Origin of the sequence: Streptococcus sp. SPS1, from assembly GCF_030439915.1 — a bacterium.
Taxonomy (GTDB): Bacteria; Bacillota; Bacilli; order Lactobacillales; family Streptococcaceae; genus Streptococcus.
Genome location: NZ_JAQFJG010000008.1, coordinates 72,078 through 90,593, shown reverse-complemented (window position 1 = coordinate 90,593; position 18,516 = coordinate 72,078). Strand labels below are relative to the sequence as shown.

Below are 18,516 nucleotides of genomic sequence, written 5' to 3'. Positions count from 1 at the left end.
CATAAAAAAAAACATAGAGATACTTTTCTCTGTGTTTTTCTTAAATCTAATCTTTTCTTTTCACGTAGTTTTGGATAGGATTTTTTAATCTATAGCTAGCTATAACTACACTATCCGACAACGCTACTTCTTCATCAGACATAAAAATTTGATGAGTATTATAATCTTCATTCCATGCATGTTCATCAAGTTCAAAACGTTCATTAAAAAGCGATTCTATCATAACATACATTTTATCTTCTTTCGGAACTGTATAATGGTAGCCTTCATCAGATGTTCTACTATCTCTAACAAAACCTGTTTCTATATCAGTTTCTGTAACTTTAATGGATTGGTTCAAATCCTCTGATTGAATACGGGCTAATTTCTGAAAATATGGTCTCATTGCTATAGTCAATGCATTTTTAGTTTCCTCATCTAAAATATAAGCTGTTGTTTTTCCTACAGTTTGTGTTTCTTGCAATTTAAACCAAGATGGGATATTTTGTAATTCTCTTGAAACCTTTGTTTTAATCTTATTAAAGGTATTTTTCTCTAATCTATAAATAGCTTGATGCAACTCAATAAATTCTTTTATTGTCATTATTCGACTCCCTTTCTTAACATCTATTAAAAATGTAATTTTTAATATTTATATTGTAACACGTTTTATTTATTTGTCAAATTTTTATATGTTGCAAATCCATTGTTTTATATTATAATGTAATCAAAAGAAGAAGTTCTTGTTTACAATGATATTATTTAAAACATGAAATGTTCATTACATTTTTACTTCTTTATATTATTTTTGACTTGCTAGATATAATATTCCCTTTTCTATAAATTCCTTTATGTAATTCTATAACCATTGTAATAATCATTATTTACAAAAAGGCTTACAACAGAATTTCATTTTTGTAACTAATTTAATCATATTTGTAACACGTTATGTTTTTATAAAGCTGTTAGACTTCTTGCTTATTATTATTTTTATTGTATAATGTAATTGCAAGGTATGAGTGAGAGACATCCTACAATTACATTAGAAAGGTGGAAGACTATTGAAAAAATTCTTTCAAAGCAAATTACGTTACCTATATATGTATCGTATGACCAAACTTTCTACAGTTACATACCAATATCAAACTAAAGATTGGTATTTTGAGAAAGTCCCTGTTGAATTAATAAAGTTATGGTATTCAAAAAATGATATATCATTTATAACTTTATCTATTGAACATAGTTCAGAAATTGAATGTATGTTAACAAGTGAATTAATCTTTCAGATTTTTCACGAATATATCTTGATAACTCGTCTAAAAAGAATTTTTAGACAATTTTAGAAAATTGGAGGAACCAGAAATGTCAAAACCAACTTGGATTAAACCTTTGTCCGAGGTTTTAAAACAAACAACACAAGTAAAACCATTCGTAAGCGATAAAACCGGAAATGAATATACAACAGATGTAATCCCTGAACTTATTGTATATTCAATATCTCCTGCGGAAGAAACTGAAGATGGTAAATACAAGTATAACATTACTGATGTAAAAAATGATTTACAATATACCATCAAAACCAAAAACAAAGTAGATGCTCACTTTGGTAAAACTTTAAAATTTTACAACGTTCGTGGCGGTGCTCTTCAGAATGGGCTTGGTTGGTATGCTGCAGATTCAGTAGAACTGGTACAGCGAAGTGCTTAGACGAAAACGTAGAAGAATTAAAGCTACTAAAAACAGTAAAATGCAAAGCTATCAAGTCTCTCTGATAGCTTTTGCGAATACTGTAGTATTAACTGGGGCAATAAATTTTGTACGCTATACTATACCAACCATATCTACTTTTATAACCGTACCATTTTTTATTGCTCTCGTGCTAGATTGTATCCTTGTAATTCTTTTTATCGTCACATGGATTCAGCGTGAAGAAGTTTCCACAATTACCATCCCTAATATGTCTAGTAACGCTAGACAACTCTCAAAAAAACTCAAAAAACTATTTAATGATAAACAAATAACCGATGTTCTAAAACTTTCAAACTCCACTAGATACGGAGATGAAATGCCCGAAATTTCTGTCTGGGTCAATGAAACCTTAATAGATGGGTATATAGCCATCGAAAATATCGCAAACTGGGAACGTGCTGACCGTGAAAAATTTGAACAGCGTGTATCTGGAATACTAGCAGGGAAGTATCAAAGATTTGCAGTAATCACTTCAGAACTCACAGCCGGCGACAGTTTTATCATTTTCTATTTCGAAGATACACTTACTTCACAGCGCTTGATTGTAAAAGACAATACAGATTCATTAAAGCCATTTGTAAACGATGATAAACATGCAATAAAGCTATCAAAAAACCTAATATGGCATTCGGATATTGTACCCAGAATATCTATCATTGCCCGTACACGTGCAGGCAAGTCTGTTCTAGCTGGGCGTTACTTAGCTAGACTTATGTTGCTTCAAGGTTGGACAGTTGAATACAATTCTGCTAAATACGACCGATACGTCAAGGAATTTAATGGTCAATCAGAACCTATCGAGATTGTTAAACGTGCCGAATATTGGTGTACCGTTATGGATGACCGACTAGCAAAAATCAATAAAGCGGGTAAAGACAAATATCTAGAAATGGAAGATATGCCCGATATTGCTTTATTTTTCGACGAGTTAGGGAATCTAATGCTTCACTTGAATCATTGGATAAAGTTGATAAAACCCTGAAAATCACTTCACGGTGGACTACTGCTATTAACCGCCTATCTGCCACTGGTGGCTCTTCTGGTATCCATATTATAGCTATTAGCCAATTTGCGACAAAAGAAGGATTCCTTCCTTCACTTGCTCGTGTAAATTGTTCAGATGCTGTAATTATGCTCGGAGGGGCAGCTGACTCCGCCGAGGAACGTAAATATTTGATGAGTGGATTCGCAGACATGCCTAAACGCAGTTATGGAAAAGGGCAAGGAGTAGCTCGTATTATTGGCTCTGGTAAAAAATGGGAAGTTCCACACTTTTATGAAACCCCTTGGTTTGATTATTAGGGGGAAACAATCCATCTGTTATTCCAACTAGAGAAATCTGTTGGATCAACAAATGGATTCATGACGAAGCCGACGAGTCACAAGGTCGGTCATCTTTGAAAAAGATGAAGCACTTTTAAATCTAACTATTTTTACGCCTGCACGGCACTGGGCTTGTCAAGTGCCGTGCATATTCAAAAACCTAGGAATATCAAGGGTTTGAGCGATTTATAAAAAGTCAATCTCTTGATTTATCTAGGGAATAGTTAGAGGAATAATTAAAATAAGGAGTTCTTAATAATGAACAAAAATAAAAAAGAAGCAAACCTAACTGCTATCATGCTGGTCCAACAACTGGAAGATGAACATTGGTTATCTTCTGATTATAAGACTCATCTTCAACAAGCAAAAGAGGGCGACTGTCGTCCATTGCTTGAAATGATTACCAAAAAACTTGAAGAGGATAATATCAGTGTCAAAGAGGCGTACATCATTAAGCATGATAAAGATACAGTATCCATTTGGGATTCTGAAAAAATGCAAAATGTCATCGAAAATAAAACTGAACACATACATGCATTATTAAAATTTGAGAAAGGTGCTTCATTATCAAAACTCGCACTATCTATCGGGATTGAACCGCAATATCTAGAAAAACTAAAGTCTGGTCGATACGGATATAATAATTGTTTAGCCTACTTAGTCCATGCGAAGGACGAAAGCAAATATCAATACAAACCAGACGAAGTCGTAACCGTAAAAGGTGAAAACTACACTAGCGTTTATCATAGGTGTATGGAAACGTGGGTTAAAGGTCGTGCGACCAAAAAAGCTAAGGAAACAGACCTTAGCATTGATTGGTTAATTGAAAAGATATTGTCCGGAGAAATTACCAAAAGTAATATTTTGCTTACGGATGATTATTACGCTATCTATGGACAACATAAGCGAAAAGTAAATGAAGCTTTGGATACAGCAGGAGAGCGAAAAAGCTTTAGGACAATTGCTGAACTTGAACTAGGAAATTTCAAAAAGACAGTTCTCTATATAAATGCCGATAGTGGTGTAGGAAAAACGCAATATAGCAAAAAACTGATCAAACTTTTGCAGAGTATCGCCAACAAATATGGTGAAAACTGGGATTATTGCGTGACTGCTTCTACTAACGCTTTTGACGAATACAATGGTCAAGATATTCTATTTCTTGATGATATAAAGGGGGACAGTCTGACCGTATCTGACTGGTTAAAATTGCTCGACCCCTACATGATAAGTCCTATATCAGCACGTTACCATAACAAAATGGGTTCAGCTAAAGTCATCATTATTACAAATACTAAGGAACCTTTATCTTTCTTTGAGCAAGCTAAAGGAAACAATGGAGAAGACCCTGGACAATTTATAGTGAAATGAAATAAAAAATGTACAAATTGATCGGGAAATTTAACCTAACTTCTAGCAATGTTTTAGAAACTAGAGTGTACTATTTCAACTTCAATATACTATATTAGACGGATTGATTATCTGATTCAGATAGAAGATATGTTCCTGTTTTCTATTCCCGTAAAACATACAGCTTCAAATTCAAAAATCGAAGTGCCATGGTATGAACCTAGACATTATTCTTTCAAGTTCTCAAATATTGGGCAATTTGACCAAAACGATGCAACCAATATCCTTGTAAAACAGATTATAAAGAATATGCAATGGAACAAATCAAAAAAGGTTATCAATGCAAGCGACCAAACCAACAATGATAACCCAAATACTCAACAAAAATAGCAATAGCTACTTCTATTATTGCTATTATCTCACACTACTACTAAATAATCAAGCGAGGTAAACAAATGGCAAGTTATTCTACCAGATGAACAGATTCATCAAATTCAGCTTTTGATTGCTGACTTAATCAAGCAAGAAATCGAAAATCGGTTGAACAACAGCAATCTTAATAGTCCATTTTTGAACAAACAACAAACCTGCGACTATCTAGGAATTTCCAATAATACACTTGATAGTTGGATTCAGAAAGGTTTCCCTATCATTCGTATTGGTAAAACAGTTCGATTCGATAAAAAAGAAATCAATCGCTGGTTACAAAATCAGTAGCATTTCTACCGTGGTTTGTTATAATGAAATCACGGTATTTTTCTAGCTCAATTGAAAAGGAGAATACTATGTCAATTACAAAAACTAAAAACGGAACCTATCGATTACGCATCTACATTCCTGAGGAAGTTAAACCTTCACTAGGTGTTGATAAGAAAGTGATTGAAAAACGGTTCAAAACAAGGAGTGAAGCAAAAAAATACGAACTAGAATTTCAAAACAAGATTGATAAAATTCTTAGTGGAGAGTCTGCTTCAATAGAGAATAGCGGTGCTATCCTCTTTTCAGATTTCTATCAAAACGTTTGGTGGGAATCCTACAAATCAGGTCAGACTACTTCTACTGCCAAACCACCTTCTAAAGCTACTATAACTGGTACTGAAATTGTATTTAGAAAGCATATATTACCTATGCTGGGCAACTATTCTATTGAGTTTCTCAATCAAAATAAGCCAGTTGTTTTAAATTTATTAACTCAAAAAGCCAATGAATATGCAAATTTCAAAGTTATTAGAAGCTACGTTAATTCTATCTTTGATTGGGCAGAAGAATTAGAGTATATAGAAACTAACCGCTTATCTAAAACAATAAGTCGTATCAAAGTCACTAAGAAAATCAAGTTAGAAGATGCTAAAAAAGACGAAGATTTATATCTATTTCAAGAAGAACTCCAAGCATGGTTTACAGCTTTTGAAAAGGATTTAGAGACTGGAAAAATTCTATTCAAAGACTATGTTTTGTTTTATACCACCTTTTTCTTGGGAGATAGAAAATCAGAGAGCTACGCTTTACAATGGAAGCATATCAATACAAGTAAACAGGAAATTCAACTGGTACAAGCTTTAGATAAATACAAAAATCCAAAGTCTACCAAAGGGAATAAAAAAACCACTTTCCGAATCCCTATTGAGTTGATTGAATTGCTTAAAGAATGGAAAAAACATCAAAAGGCTGAACTATCAAAGTTTGGAATTATACAATCCGATGAACAATATGTCTTTACTTATATCGATATGAAGGGTAATGTTAATAGCCCTCTACACTCTGACTATCTTAATAATAAAATGAAATCTGTCAAACGTCGTCATCCAAAACTTAAACATGCTACACCTCATAAATTACGACATACAGGAGCAACATTAGCAAAACAGGCTGGAACGTCTATTGAAGCTATTTCTGAAGCTCTAACCCATAGTGACACGATTACAACAAAGACTTATGTCAATACTTCGAATGTTATTCCAATGGCTGTTGGAGAGATTGCCTATCGTAATCTAAAAAAGTAATGGTGTGAATTTGGTGTGAAAAAAGGTGTGAATTTTGCTAAAATCACCAAAAAACACCCCATGGTGTGAACCATGAAGTGTTGTAAATGCTGTATTGTAGCTGGTTCTTAACGTTTTGAGAATTGTGATGCTTTACGAGCTTTCTTAAGACCTGGTTTCTTACGTTCAACTTTACGTGAGTCACGTGTAAGAAGTCCTGCGCGTTTCAATGAATCGCGGAAGTCTGGGTCTACTTGAAGAAGGGCACGAGCGATACCGTGACGGATAGCTCCTGATTGACCAGCGTATCCACCACCTACAACGTTAACGAAAACGTCGTATGAACCTGCAGTTGAAGTAACTGCGAATGGTTGGTTGATTACAAGACGAAGGTCAGCGTGTGGGATGTACTCTTCAACATCTTTTTTGTTAACAGTGATTTTACCAGTCCCTGGAACAAGGCGAACGCGTGCAACAGCGTTTTTACGACGTCCAGTACCTGCATATTGTGCTTGTGACATACTTTATTGTTCCTTTCCTTAGATAAGTCCTGAAATGTCAAGAACTTCTGGTTGTTGTGCAGCGTGAGTGTGCTCAGCTCCAACAAATACTTTCAACTTCATACCTTGAGCGCGTCCAAGAGTATTGTGTGGAAGCATACCTTTAACTGATTTCTCGATCAAACGTACTGCATTTTTAGAACGAAGTTCACCTGCAGAGATTTGTTTCAATCCACCTGGGTGGTTTGAGTGAGTGTAGTAGATTTTATCAGTTGCTTTTTTACCAGTCAATTTAACTTTTTCAGCATTGATAACAATCACAAAGTCACCTGTATCAGTGTGTGGTGTAAATGTTGGTTTGTTTTTTCCGCGAAGTACGCTAGCAACTACTGCAGAAAGACGTCCAAGTGGTACATCAGTTGCGTCAACTACGTACCATTTACGTTCAACTTGGCCTGGTTTAGCCATAAATGTTGTTTTGTTCATGATTTCTCCTATATATAGTTCGATTTTTGTTTACGGTGATGGGTGTTCCTTCCCATCGAAAAGTATTTGGAAGGTTCCGGGGCCTTTCAAATGGGGTAAACAATACCGCCTACTATAATACCAAATTTCACCCCTAAAAGTCAATAGATATGAAAAATATTTTTCGGTAACTTCTCAAACCGTTTTCAAAAAGCATTCTAGTTCATCTCCGATTAACGATGGACTTTATCACTTCCTTCTCCAGTCCTTGTATGACATCTTGAAGTTGATTCATGACATCTTCCAAAGTTCGAAAGGCTTTATTCTTAAATCCACGTTTACGAATCTCTTTCCACACTTGTTCAATGGGGTTCATCTCTGGTGTGTATGGAGGAATAAAGGTAAAGTCAATATTAGTCGGAATCTTTAAGGTACTTGATTTATGCCATATAGCATTGTCCATAACGAGTAAAAGATAATCATCTGGATAAGCTTGTGAAAGTTCTCCTAAAAAAGTGTTCATCCACTCAGTATTACATCCACCAGCTATTAAGAAAAATGATTCACCTGTATGGGCATCAACAGCTCCATAACAATAGCAAAATTCTCGTATATAGTGACTATGGACATGTGGACGTACTCCTATTGGAGCCCAACAAGATCCCAGTTTACTGATTCTACCGAAACCAGCTTCATCTTGATACATCAAGCGAACCTTACGAAAACGTCTACTAGTTTTAAAACGCTTTCTTGTCTTCTTGAATTGAGATTTTATTTTTAGACGCGACAATTGTTTGAGCGTCTGCTTTCTTAGGATGTTCTGGACGTGGCGTAATATTTCGCCAACCATGGCGCTTCAACAGTTGATAGAAGGCATCACGTGTATAGGAACGACCTAACTCCTTATATATCTAATTTCGTAACTGTAAATTTGATGTGGGAATAGTCTTTTTCAACATCCTTATCCAGCAAGAAAGCTGTAGCATCTTTCTTAACTTGAACCAAGTCAATATTCTGGGCTTGGGCGGCATAGACGCATCCACAATAACATTGACGATAGATATCATACTCTTCACACATCTCCACTGAACGTTTGTAGCCTTGATTTTTCTTGAAATCACTTGGAAGATAGTGGGTGGTATAAATCTTTTGCACATCAATTCCGATGCTGTTGATGGTTTGAGAATTTTTATGAGGACTGATAGTCAAGGCTGAGCCAAAGTAGTCAAAGCCCAAATCCATAGCCACTTGCGCTGTTTTATCCAGGCGGTAGTCAAAGCAAACCTTACAACGGTCGCCACCTTCAGGCTCCTCCTCTAGTCCTCTAACTAGTTTTCGGTATTCATTTGGTTCGTAGGGAGCTTCTAGGTACTGGACCGTATTTCCTGTCCGCTCATTGAAATCACTGACAAATTTCTTGGTAACATAGGCACGCTTATGGTATTCTGCCTTGGGATGGATATTAGAATTAGCAAAATAGATAGTCACATCTGCATACTTAGTCAAATATTCTAGGGTATAGGTACTGCAAGGGGCACAGCAAACATGCATGAGAATGGTTGGCCGTTGCTCATTTTTCTCCCATACTTGTACCATCTTCTGCATAACACGGTCATAATTAATCTTCTGATTGGGGTTCATCTTGCTCAGAATTTCTTCTACATCGATCATGTTCTTCTCCTTTTTCTAGTCTTATTTTATCATATAAGTTAGGAGAGCTCAAATCAATTTAGAAGTGAATATCATAAAAAAGGAGGAATAGCCATTCCCTCCTTTTGTGTTTTTTATAAGTTGCTATCTACAGAAAGCTTACATCATGCCGCCCATCATGCTTGGATCCATTGCTGGAGCTGGGGCCACTGGTTCTGGTTTATTGGCTACGACTGCTTCCGTAGTCAAAATCAAGCTGGCTACAGATGCTGCATTTTGTAAGGCTGAACGGCTCACTTTAACTGGGTCGATGATTCCCTCTTCAATCATGTTGACCCACTCGCCAGTTGCTGCGTTGAAGCCTGTACCAACTTCAGCATTTTTCAAACGATCGATAACGATAGATCCTTCAAATCCTGCATTGTGGGCGATCTGACGAACAGGTTCTTCCAAAGCACGGAGAACAATATTGCGACCCGTTGCTTCGTCTCCTGTCAATTCCAAGGCAGCAACAGCTGGAATAACATTGACAAGAGCTGTTCCACCACCTGCAACGATTCCTTCTTCAACAGCTGCACGAGTAGCGTTGAGGGCATCTTCAATGCGGAGTTTCATTTCTTTCAACTCAGTTTCAGTTGCGGCTCCAACCTTAATAACCGCTACACCACCTGATAATTTGGCCAAGCGTTCTTGCAATTTTTCACGGTCAAACTCAGAAGTTGTAGTTTCGATTTGAGACTTGATAACTGCAACACGGTGAGAAATAGCTTCAGGATTTCCAGCACCTTCTACGATAACAGTGCTATCTTTGTCCACAGTTACTCTCGCTGCTTGACCAAGAGCTTCAATTGTCGCATCTTTCAACTCAAGACCTAGGTCTTCTGTGATAACTGTTCCGCCTGTTAAGATGGCGATATCTTCAAGCATGGCTTTGCGACGGTCACCAAAGCCAGGTGCCTTGACTGCTACCACGTTGAAGGTTCCACGAATCTTGTTCAATACAAGAGTTGGAAGAGCTTCACCATCCACATCATCTGCAATAATCAAAAGTGGACGATTGCTTTGGAGAATGCTTTCGAGGAGTGGCAAAATTTCTTGGATATTTGAAATCTTCTTGTCGGTAATTAAGATGTACGGATTTTCAAGGTCAGCCACCATTTTTTCGCTATCTGTCACCATGTACTGTGAAAGGTAACCACGGTCAAACTGCATTCCTTCTACGACTTCAAGCTCTGTTTCCATACCACGTGACTCTTCGATAGTGATGACTCCGTCTTTGCCAACTTTTTCCATGGCTTCAGAAATGTATTCGCCTACTTTTTCAGAACGAGAAGATACGGCAGCAACCTGAGCGATAGCTTCTTTATTGGCAACAGGGATGGCGTTGTTTTTCAAGGCTTCTACTGCTGCGGCAACTGCTGTTTCAATCCCACGACGAATGCCGATTGGATTGGCACCTGCAGTGACGTTTTTGATTCCTTCACGGACAATTGCTTGGGTCAAAACAGTTGCAGTTGTAGTCCCGTCACCTGCGATATCATTGGTTTTTGAAGCTACTTCTGATACCAATTTGGCACCCATATTTTCAAAATGGTCTTCCAATTCGATTTCTTTAGCAATGGTCACACCATCATTGGTAATGAGTGGTGAACCGAATGATTTTTCAAGAACGACATTACGACCTTTTGGTCCCAAGGTTACTTTCACAGTATCTGCAAGGATATCGACACCACGAACCATAGCTGAACGAGCATCAGATGAAAATTTAATTTCTTTTGACATACTTACTTTCTCCTTCTATTCTTCAATGATTGCCAAGATGTTAGCTTCGCCTACGATGATGTACTTTTCATCGCTATCTTTGACATCAAGACCTGCGTGAGCTTCAACTAAGACACGATCTCCAACCTTGACACTTGGAGCCACCAAGTCACCGTTCAAGGTACGAACACCTTGTCCAGTAGCTACAACTTGGGCTGTTTTTGTTTTTTCTTGAGCTGATCCTGCAAGAACAAAGCCTCCAACAGTTTGTTCTTTTTCTTCTACTTTTAAGACCACACGGTCCCCTAATGGTTTCAACATCTGATTTCCTCCATAATGAGATAGATAGCATTAGCACTCTTTAGACCCGAGTGCTAAATCATAGTTCTATTGTATCACTTGGTCAGAAATAGTCAAGAAAAAAGTCTGACTTTCTGAGGATGAATATATAAATTTCTTTATCCTAATTTTGCACTTTAATAATGTAGAATTTTAACGAACATGATTTATGAAATTAGTATTTTCGTTAATTCTTTTATAAAAAATACCGAAACTCTAAATCCTTATATTACGCATATATAAAAAACAACGATTATAAACCGTTGCTTTTTTACATACTATTAATATTTCAATCCTGGATTGAAAAATCCTAAGGCTACTCCTACAAGTGCAATAACTACCAATAATAGCATCACCCAATTTGGAGAAACTTTCTTTTTAGCCATCAGCCACCAACATAGAACAATAAAACCTGCTGTTAAAAGACCTGGATAAACACCATCAATCTTTTCTTGTAAGTTTAAAAATGTTTCTCCATCTCCATTTTTCAGCTCTAGCGCCGTAGTGACAGATACCCAAGTTGCTGCAACAGCTCCTATGACCATACCACCAACAACACTAATTGATTTTCTTAGCGCCTGACCTTTAGGACCTACTAAAAATTCTACTGCTTTATCTCCAAGTTCATATCCTTTAAAATAAGCAAAACGCATTCCAAGATAGACTAATAGATTCCATGCAATAATATAGAATATTGCACCAGAAATATTTCCTCCTTTAGAAAGACCTAGAGCTATCCCCAAAAGAACAGGAATTAATGTTCCTACAATAAGTGAATCTCCAATACCTGCAATAGGCCCCATTAGACCGGCTCGCATTCCATTGATGGTCTCACTATCTACGGCATCTCCATTTGCACGCGCTTCTTCCAAACCAGCTGTTATCCCAACTACTAGAGAACCCAACTGCGGCTCAGTATTAAAGAATGCTGTGTATGTTTGCATAGCTTCTTTTTGCTCTTCCTTAGTATCATACATTTCTTCTACAATTGGAAGCATAGAAGTTAAATATCCAAAAGTTTGCATATGTTCTTGAGAAAAACATGTCAGATGTCCATAGAACCAGTGGTGAAATGATTTTGTCAATGTTTTTCTTGATATTTTTTTTCGACTCATTCTAAATATCCTCCTCTTCATCAAATCCCATATCACTGATAACTGCTGTCGTACGGGCAGATTTAATAACTTCTAATTCATAATAAATTACTGCAAAAATTAATGACACAACACCACTTGCTACTAAGTTCAAGCCTAAAGATTTTGCTAACGTGAACCCGACAAAGAAAGGAATAAAGTCTGTTGTTTTTGTAACAATTTGTTTCAAAAGTATTGCAATACCCACACATGGAAGGAGTGCTCCTACAGTAAATAGAGACTTCATTACAAAACCATCCATCGGAAGATATAATTTCATAAGATCAACCATATCTGGTCCAAATTTTGTAATAATCATTGTTGGTAAGAAAGAAAAGATAAAATGTGAAATCCAAGGATATACCCAATCAACAGCATATAACTTCTTAAAATCACCTTTCTCTACAGCTTTCCATCCAATGTGTTGCCAAAGCAAATTCATAGTAGCTGTACCATAGAATAAAACAGTTCCAATTGTTCCAACCGCAGCTCCAATTGGCGCTGCTGCTGCTGCAATCGCTACTTCACCTGAAATATTATTTGCATGAACAAATAGGATAGATAACGGAATTCCGATATAAGAAATTGCCCGTACATCGGCAGATACAGTTCCACCAGGTGTCACTAAGGCAATATATAATACCTGCAAAGCCACACCAACGATTACCCCTGTTGTTATATCTCCTAATATTAAACCTACAATTAAACCACCAACTAATGGACGCCCCAAAGTATAGTTACCAATACTGGATCCCCCCATACCTGGCATCGATGCTAAACTTGCAAACAATCCTAAAAGAGCTGCTTGAATCCAAGAAATTTCCATCATTTTGTCTCCTTATTTCATTATTAAAATCCAAATTTTGATTTAAAATCACTCCAATAGCCAATAGATACATCTGGTAATAATTGGAATCTAACTTTATATCCTGCTTTTTCAATTGCTTCTAGTGCAACTGCTTCCTCTTGAGTAATTGATTGATTATTTCCCAACTTGATAGCACCTGGTCTATCGTTAGCAGGTCCTACAATAATCTCTTTAACATCTCCTGGAATAAAGCCCTGGTCTACTAAAATTTCTTTCATATCAATTGGATTCTTAGTAATTAAAAAATATCTACTATCCGATTCTGTTACTTTAGATGATTTTTCTTTAAACGCTTCCTTTGTCCAAACAAATGTTTTTTTATCTGACGCACCTTTATATGCCTGAATTAAAACCTTATTAGATGCAGCAGCGTCATTTACTGCAATTAATCCATCACATGGATGTTCTTTTGCCCATCTAGTGACTGTTTGTCCATGAATCATTCTATCGTCAATTCGTACAAATGTTACTACCATAATTTTTTATTCCTTTCCTTATATAACTAAATATCGTCTTCTTCATTAAGATTATCATCCGATCCGACTTCAAATTCCTGTAGAGCCGATGATGATTCGTTTAATATCGTAGAAACAAGTTCACTTCCAGTCAGAATGTCTTTCATCACCACTGCTGTAAGTGCCATTGTTAAGTTCATACCTCCCAAAATAGTTGCATTCTCTAATTTTCCAAATTCTTCTAATACTGTTGCAACAGTTGTTAAAGGACTTCCACCAACAATGTCTGCTAAAACAAGAACAGAATCATTTTCATTCAGAGACTCCATAACATTCTTGACCTCTACAGAAAAACCTGCAAGACTTTCTCCATCTTTTAAGCCAATTGCTATGACATCATCTACCTTATCCGAAGCAAACATAGAAAGAGATGATTTCAATCCCTCTGCGAGTCCTCCATGACTGACTAATATCAAATACTTCATATTTCCCTCCTTTTATTGATTTCATTCTATCATCCTTATCTTCACTTTATAATTGTTAAATGTCACAAAAGTTTATTGATAAATGTCAATAAAAAAATGACAAATGTCAATAAAGACGTCTGCCATGTTCGTATTATTTAAGAAATAATAATCTTGATATCTATTTAAGGATTCCTATATCTAGTTCTTTTTGTAACTTAATAAGGCTACCTTCAATATCCGTGTTATTTTCATCCATAGATAATGCTTCTAATCTTTCTTCTATTCCAACCAATGATTTTGAATCTATTCCTTTTGAAATAGTTGTAATTGAATTTTTCATTATATAATCCAATGAAGTAGTTGTTAAGGCATTTTGACCAATCATTCCTTTCTTCATCAACTCTTCACTCTTCAAACTAGTTACTACCTCTGGTAATACTGAGCTTCCTTGACCTTTATTAAATAAATTTTGTTGAATCTCACGATTAATTGTTAAAAATTCTATAAATGATACGGCAAGGTTTGAATTGCGAGCACGCGAAGAAACCACGTATAAGTAAGTATCTGTTACAGTCGAACGAATGTCTTCCTTAGTCGTTGGCAACGAAATACATGTCCAGTTAAAATTTGTATATTTGGCCACATGATAAGGAAAAGGTTTATATGTACGATATTGTGCCAAACTCATTGGATAAAAGGCCACATGTCCTTCATCAAAATCTTTATAGGTTACTTTGTAGCGTCCGTTTAATTGATTCAATCCCCTTATATAGGATAAAGCATCCTTCATTTCTGACGAATCTATACGAGGAATCCCACTCTCAGAAATAGTAACTCCAAAGGCTGCTAGAGATTCTTTCCAACTATATCCTGTTATCCCAAATTGATCAACGATTCCATCTCCATCGGTATCTTTTGTAATTTTTTTACTAATCTCATATAGATCTTTCAGTGTCCACCCTACTTTAGGAATTTCAATGCCCTCTCTTAAAAGTAAATCTTGATTTACACACATCAACATGGGATTGCTTTCATATGGAAGACCGTATAAATCATCTCCGTATTTTGCTGCCTGCAAAGATACATCATAGAAATTAGAGGCATCTTCTTGAGACAGATAGGAATTTAGTTTTTTTAAAATACCTTTTGATGCAAATAAAGATAATTGGTCGCTTGATAATAGAAATACATCCGGTTCAGAACCTTTTAAAATTTGACTTGAAATCCAATTAGAATACTCCTCCTTAGGAATACCTGAATCATATACAATTTTAACCCCTTGATGAAGCTCTTCAAATTTCTTAATAGCCTCATCTAGTACATAGCTGTTATTCCCTGTAGGAATTCCCCAACTAGAATCAGAATAAAAACCCAGTCTAATAATCTTTATCTGCTTGTTTTCCCAAATAAGAAATAAACTCAAGCAACTTAACACAAACAGTATCGCTAGAAACAATTGCTTTACTTTCATTTATCCATTTCCTTCGAAAAATTCTTTTGTGTCACACCTGTTTGTACAGCCCATATGGCTAACTGTGTCCTATCTCTCAAATTTAGTTTTGAAAGAATGATAGAAAGGTAATTGCGCACTGTTCCCTCGGATAAAAAAAGATTACTGGCAATTTCCTTATTTGATTCTCCAAATGCCACTTGCTGAATAATTTTCCATTCTGTCAGTGATATATTTTCAATATTCTCTTCCTTCACAGTAATAGAAAAATTGGTCTGTGCCATCTGCGAGAACAATTGAAATACCTTACTAGCTATATTAGGATTAATCATAGCTCCACCTTTATACACTGTCTGAATGGCTTGGTATAACTCGTCTGTTGAAACTCCTTTTAATAAATAGCCAGATGCACCATATTTTAAAGCACTAAAAATAAATTCGTCGTCATCAAATGTTGTTAAGATTATAATTTTTATATTTGGAAAACGTTTTTTGATTTCTTTTGTAGCCAATACTCCGTCCATTCTGGGCATTCTAATATCCATTAAAATTATATCCGGTTTTACAGTCATGATGTTGTCCATAGCTTCAATACCATCACCAACGACGGATACAACATCAATATCAGCATATACTGATAAAATGATCTGCAAGGACTCTCTAATTAACGCCTGATCATCTGCAATCATTACCTTTATCATATACTTCACCTCCTATTTTTGGAAAAACTATTTTAGTGTAAAATCCTTCCCTATTTTCAAAATGTATAGAACCACCTAAAATAGAAACTCGCTCTCTCATTTGTTTCAAGCCATACCCAATTTGTAAATCGTCAAAACCTATTCCATTATCGTGCAAAACTATTATGTTGTTATCCTCACTTATAAAGCGAATGCTCATTTTACTAGCATGTCCGTGACGAACAGAATTTGTCATAGATTCTTGTATAATCCTAAAAATAGTATCTTCCTGCATAACATCTAAATCAATATTTCCCCATTCATATTTTAGATCGACAGAGAGTTTTGATAGAGACTCATACTCACTAATCATTAATATTAGAGCATCTTTTAAACCATTATTTTGCAAAGCTCCTGGTCTCAGTCTCTGTAATGATCCCCTAACATCTTTTATCCCCTCTCTAACTGCATTTGAAACATTTTTCAACTGTTCTTTAGCACGGATAGGATGAACATCAATTAGTACAGAAACAGCATCAATCCCTGCTGAAATCCCTGTCAACGCATGCCCTAGAGTATCATGAATTTCTCGAGCAATTCTTTTCCTTTCTCGATCTTCAGCGATTTTCTCTGATAACGATATGTAATGATTCAATTCAGTGTTGACTCTAGATAACATTTTAAGCTCTTCCTCAATATTATGATGTTCTTTAATCACATATAGGATATAAGACAATAAAGAGATGATGAAAATAATAACATTTAATGATGTCAATGCATTTTCTAAAAATAACACTACACCTCGTATGGAAGATGGATAAAATTGGATATAGGTAGCTAGAGATGGAACTTTTATAAATAGAGACAAGATTTCATAGTCGGTTAAAAGTAATATTAAAAAACTCAAGAAAATAAAAATAATCCAAGAACGTTTACTATCAGAGTCTTGAAACTCTCTTGAACTATAGAATATATCAGCAAAAACTAATAATATTATTCCATTGTATGACAGATTTTGTGACCATATAACACCAATCATTAATACTATTTCAAACAAATTCCATTTTGAAAAAATTGGCCACTTTTTCTCAGTTGAATACATTTTATAGGTAGATATAAAAATAATACCGACAAAAAAAATAATTGAATACCAAAAAATCTGGTCAGGTGATTTTGAAATATTGTTTAATTCTCCCAATAAGAGTATCATCTGTCCCTTTGAAATTACATAGTTTGTAATCTGTATATACAAAGCTCCATTGTATATAATGGTTAGAAAATTAATTAATAAAAGCAAAATTATAGAGTACTGGACACCTTTTACCTGTTTCATTACTGCCACCCATTAATATCAAACTGAATTATATTATTTTTATCAACAAATTGTACAGGTATAGTATATAATTCTTCAACTTCTTCTTTTTTTACTAATAAATCTATTGTTTCCGATACTTTTCTACCCATATGAGATGGAAATTGAGCAACCGTTCCCGTAACTTCATCTGTTGTAGCTAATAAATGCTTCATATCTGGTGAACCATCTATTCCGTAAATAAGTTTTTTTGAAGTTACTTTCAATTCTTTAATTGCTGCTAAAGCTCCTATAGCTGCTCTATCATTTAAAGCCACTATAGCATCAAATTGTAAACCTTCAGATAAGGCATCACCTACAGTAGTCATAGCATACTCTGTTTGACCAACTGTTTCTCTTTCTGAGATAATTTGATAATGTTCTTCTGATTTTATTGTATCCAAAAAACCAGTTATTCTCTGATTAGCTGATAAAGCATCTTTGTGCGTTAACAAAAGAATATGAGCATTTGAGGTACGTTTCATCAAATCCTTGGCAATTAATATCCCAGCATGGTAATTATCAGAAACTATGCTCGTATCAACTTTTATATTATTCAACTGACTATCTACTGCTATAACTCTAATTCCAAAATTCTTTGCCCTACTTAACGCTTCTACAATTTGCTCGCTATCACTCTTAACCGGATTAATAACAATAACATTCACTCGCTTCTCTATAAACTCATCAATTTGTTTACTCTGTTTTTCTTCACTCATCTCTGCATCCCGAGTATACAATATCTGACCTTCTGAATCAGAATAGCGTTGAATCTCATTATGTAAATGTCTATAAAATTCACTATTCATCGTCATATAAGTCGCTCCAACTTTTATTTGTCCCGGAATAGGATCTGTCTGACTCACATGAGTATAAATCGCAAAAACAAATACGACTACTGTACAAAATATAATTTTGACGATTGTTCTTGTATATTCTCTACTCATTCCAACCTCCAAAAAGTTTCAACTAGTTCATTGTAACACATTTAGACATTATAAAAAAGCCTGAGAC

Annotated in this window: 20 protein-coding genes and 1 pseudogene; 6 read left to right on the top strand and 15 right to left on the bottom strand. The window is 35.4% G+C overall.

Features of this window, described 5'->3' with window-relative positions; translation table 11 throughout:
- Positions 1-46 precede the first annotated feature (46 nt).
- Complete coding sequence (locus tag PCY12_RS07205; RefSeq protein ID WP_301352217.1) at positions 47-583, bottom strand: hypothetical protein; 537 nt, start codon at positions 581-583, stop codon at positions 47-49.
- A 758-nt stretch (positions 584-1,341) separates the two neighbouring features.
- Here PCY12_RS07205 and PCY12_RS07200 point away from each other — a divergent pair.
- The 6 genes from PCY12_RS07200 to PCY12_RS07180 all read left to right on the top strand — a co-directional run bounded on the left by PCY12_RS07200 (position 1,342) and on the right by PCY12_RS07180 (position 6,404).
- Positions 1,342-1,686, top strand: coding sequence for a hypothetical protein (locus tag PCY12_RS07200; RefSeq protein WP_301352215.1), 345 nt, complete (start codon positions 1,342-1,344; stop codon positions 1,684-1,686).
- Positions 1,679-2,710 (top strand): cell division protein FtsK, encoded by a 1,032-nt coding sequence (locus tag PCY12_RS10345; RefSeq protein WP_367316723.1) that lies wholly within the window; start codon positions 1,679-1,681, stop codon positions 2,708-2,710. Before PCY12_RS07200 ends, PCY12_RS10345 begins: the two co-directional genes overlap by 8 nt.
- The gene (locus PCY12_RS10340; protein WP_367316722.1) at positions 2,686-3,030 is read left to right on the top strand and encodes a hypothetical protein; all 345 of its coding nucleotides are present in this window, start codon (positions 2,686-2,688) and stop codon (positions 3,028-3,030) included. The genes PCY12_RS10345 and PCY12_RS10340 overlap by 25 nt, the downstream gene beginning before the upstream one ends.
- A 279-nt stretch (positions 3,031-3,309) precedes the next feature.
- On the top strand, positions 3,310-4,422 hold the full coding sequence (locus PCY12_RS07190) for a Rep family protein (RefSeq protein ID WP_367316720.1): 1,113 nt from the start codon (positions 3,310-3,312) through the stop codon (positions 4,420-4,422).
- Positions 4,423-4,893: 471 nt separating this feature from the next.
- Positions 4,894-5,118 (top strand): helix-turn-helix domain-containing protein, encoded by a 225-nt coding sequence (locus tag PCY12_RS07185; protein WP_301352227.1) that lies wholly within the window; start codon positions 4,894-4,896, stop codon positions 5,116-5,118.
- Between the two features lie 68 nt (positions 5,119-5,186).
- Entirely contained in the window at positions 5,187-6,404 is a 1,218-nt protein-coding gene (locus PCY12_RS07180) for a site-specific integrase (protein ID WP_301352214.1), read from the top strand.
- Positions 6,405-6,511: 107 nt separating this feature from the next.
- Here the strand turns inward: PCY12_RS07180 and rpsI are convergent, their stop codons facing one another.
- The 14 genes and pseudogenes from rpsI to PCY12_RS07110 form a co-directional block, all read right to left on the bottom strand.
- The gene (gene rpsI, locus PCY12_RS07175; RefSeq protein ID WP_000075964.1) at positions 6,512-6,904 is read right to left on the bottom strand and encodes a 30S ribosomal protein S9; all 393 of its coding nucleotides are present in this window, start codon (positions 6,902-6,904) and stop codon (positions 6,512-6,514) included.
- 18 nt (positions 6,905-6,922) lie between these two features.
- A complete protein-coding gene (gene rplM / locus PCY12_RS07170) occupies positions 6,923-7,369 on the bottom strand; it encodes a 50S ribosomal protein L13 (protein WP_001044624.1) in 447 nt (148 codons plus the stop codon).
- A 202-nt stretch (positions 7,370-7,571) separates the two neighbouring features.
- Positions 7,572-8,250: pseudogene (locus tag PCY12_RS07165) on the bottom strand (IS630 family transposase); the annotation flags it as partial.
- Position 8,251: 1 nt separating this feature from the next.
- Complete coding sequence (locus PCY12_RS07160; protein WP_000567567.1) at positions 8,252-9,019, bottom strand: epoxyqueuosine reductase QueH; 768 nt, start codon at positions 9,017-9,019, stop codon at positions 8,252-8,254.
- A gap of 138 nt (positions 9,020-9,157) precedes the next feature.
- Positions 9,158-10,780 carry a chaperonin GroEL gene (gene groL, locus PCY12_RS07155; RefSeq protein ID WP_301352212.1) on the bottom strand — a complete coding sequence of 541 codons (1,623 nt, stop codon included), beginning with the start codon at positions 10,778-10,780 and terminating at the stop codon, positions 9,158-9,160.
- A 15-nt stretch (positions 10,781-10,795) separates the two neighbouring features.
- The gene (gene groES / locus PCY12_RS07150; protein ID WP_301352210.1) at positions 10,796-11,080 is read right to left on the bottom strand and encodes a co-chaperone GroES; all 285 of its coding nucleotides are present in this window, start codon (positions 11,078-11,080) and stop codon (positions 10,796-10,798) included.
- A gap of 299 nt (positions 11,081-11,379) precedes the next feature.
- Entirely contained in the window at positions 11,380-12,234 is an 855-nt protein-coding gene (locus tag PCY12_RS07145) for a PTS system mannose/fructose/sorbose family transporter subunit IID (RefSeq protein WP_033683132.1), read from the bottom strand.
- Entirely contained in the window at positions 12,215-13,057 is an 843-nt protein-coding gene (locus PCY12_RS07140) for a PTS sugar transporter subunit IIC (RefSeq protein ID WP_061864587.1), read from the bottom strand. Before PCY12_RS07140 ends, PCY12_RS07145 begins: the two co-directional genes overlap by 20 nt.
- Positions 13,058-13,080: 23 nt before the next feature.
- Positions 13,081-13,575, bottom strand: a complete 495-nt coding sequence (locus PCY12_RS07135; RefSeq protein ID WP_020903146.1) for a PTS sugar transporter subunit IIB — start codon at positions 13,573-13,575, stop codon at positions 13,081-13,083.
- Positions 13,576-13,601: 26 nt separating this feature from the next.
- Positions 13,602-14,039, bottom strand: coding sequence for a PTS fructose transporter subunit IIA (locus PCY12_RS07130; RefSeq protein WP_301352208.1), 438 nt, complete (start codon positions 14,037-14,039; stop codon positions 13,602-13,604).
- A 160-nt stretch (positions 14,040-14,199) separates the two neighbouring features.
- Positions 14,200-15,492: an extracellular solute-binding protein gene (locus tag PCY12_RS07125; protein WP_301352206.1), complete on the bottom strand. Its 1,293-nt coding sequence runs from the start codon at positions 15,490-15,492 to the stop codon at positions 14,200-14,202.
- A complete protein-coding gene (locus tag PCY12_RS07120) occupies positions 15,489-16,172 on the bottom strand; it encodes a response regulator transcription factor (protein ID WP_033683129.1) in 684 nt (227 codons plus the stop codon). Before PCY12_RS07120 ends, PCY12_RS07125 begins: the two co-directional genes overlap by 4 nt.
- Positions 16,147-17,484, bottom strand: coding sequence for a sensor histidine kinase (locus tag PCY12_RS07115; protein WP_301352204.1), 1,338 nt, complete (start codon positions 17,482-17,484; stop codon positions 16,147-16,149). The genes PCY12_RS07120 and PCY12_RS07115 overlap by 26 nt, the downstream gene beginning before the upstream one ends.
- The gene (locus tag PCY12_RS07110; RefSeq protein WP_020903141.1) at positions 17,484-18,449 is read right to left on the bottom strand and encodes a substrate-binding domain-containing protein; all 966 of its coding nucleotides are present in this window, start codon (positions 18,447-18,449) and stop codon (positions 17,484-17,486) included. Before PCY12_RS07110 ends, PCY12_RS07115 begins: the two co-directional genes overlap by 1 nt.
- Between the last annotated feature and the right edge of the window lie 67 nt (positions 18,450-18,516).

Excerpts from the sequence above, each read along its gene's own strand:
- PCY12_RS07205 (WP_301352217.1), bottom strand. The coding sequence starts at position 583 with ATGACAATAAAAGAATTTATTGAGTTGCATCAAGCTATTTATAGATTA.
- PCY12_RS07200 (WP_301352215.1), top strand. The coding sequence starts at position 1,342 with ATGTCAAAACCAACTTGGATTAAACCTTTGTCCGAGGTTTTAAAACAA.
- PCY12_RS07190 (WP_367316720.1), top strand. The coding sequence starts at position 3,310 with ATGAACAAAAATAAAAAAGAAGCAAACCTAACTGCTATCATGCTGGTC.
- PCY12_RS07180 (WP_301352214.1), top strand. The coding sequence starts at position 5,187 with ATGTCAATTACAAAAACTAAAAACGGAACCTATCGATTACGCATCTAC.
- rpsI (WP_000075964.1), bottom strand. The coding sequence starts at position 6,904 with ATGTCACAAGCACAATATGCAGGTACTGGACGTCGTAAAAACGCTGTT.
- rplM (WP_001044624.1), bottom strand. The coding sequence starts at position 7,369 with ATGAACAAAACAACATTTATGGCTAAACCAGGCCAAGTTGAACGTAAA.
- PCY12_RS07160 (WP_000567567.1), bottom strand. The coding sequence starts at position 9,019 with ATGATCGATGTAGAAGAAATTCTGAGCAAGATGAACCCCAATCAGAAG.
- groL (WP_301352212.1), bottom strand. The coding sequence starts at position 10,780 with ATGTCAAAAGAAATTAAATTTTCATCTGATGCTCGTTCAGCTATGGTT.
- groES (WP_301352210.1), bottom strand. The coding sequence starts at position 11,080 with ATGTTGAAACCATTAGGGGACCGTGTGGTCTTAAAAGTAGAAGAAAAA.
- PCY12_RS07145 (WP_033683132.1), bottom strand. The coding sequence starts at position 12,234 with ATGAAGAGGAGGATATTTAGAATGAGTCGAAAAAAAATATCAAGAAAA.
- PCY12_RS07140 (WP_061864587.1), bottom strand. The coding sequence starts at position 13,057 with ATGGAAATTTCTTGGATTCAAGCAGCTCTTTTAGGATTGTTTGCAAGT.
- PCY12_RS07135 (WP_020903146.1), bottom strand. The coding sequence starts at position 13,575 with ATGGTAGTAACATTTGTACGAATTGACGATAGAATGATTCATGGACAA.
- PCY12_RS07130 (WP_301352208.1), bottom strand. The coding sequence starts at position 14,039 with ATGAAGTATTTGATATTAGTCAGTCATGGAGGACTCGCAGAGGGATTG.
- PCY12_RS07125 (WP_301352206.1), bottom strand. The coding sequence starts at position 15,492 with ATGAAAGTAAAGCAATTGTTTCTAGCGATACTGTTTGTGTTAAGTTGC.
- PCY12_RS07120 (WP_033683129.1), bottom strand. The coding sequence starts at position 16,172 with ATGATAAAGGTAATGATTGCAGATGATCAGGCGTTAATTAGAGAGTCC.
- PCY12_RS07115 (WP_301352204.1), bottom strand. The coding sequence starts at position 17,484 with ATGAAACAGGTAAAAGGTGTCCAGTACTCTATAATTTTGCTTTTATTA.
- PCY12_RS07110 (WP_020903141.1), bottom strand. The coding sequence starts at position 18,449 with ATGAGTAGAGAATATACAAGAACAATCGTCAAAATTATATTTTGTACA.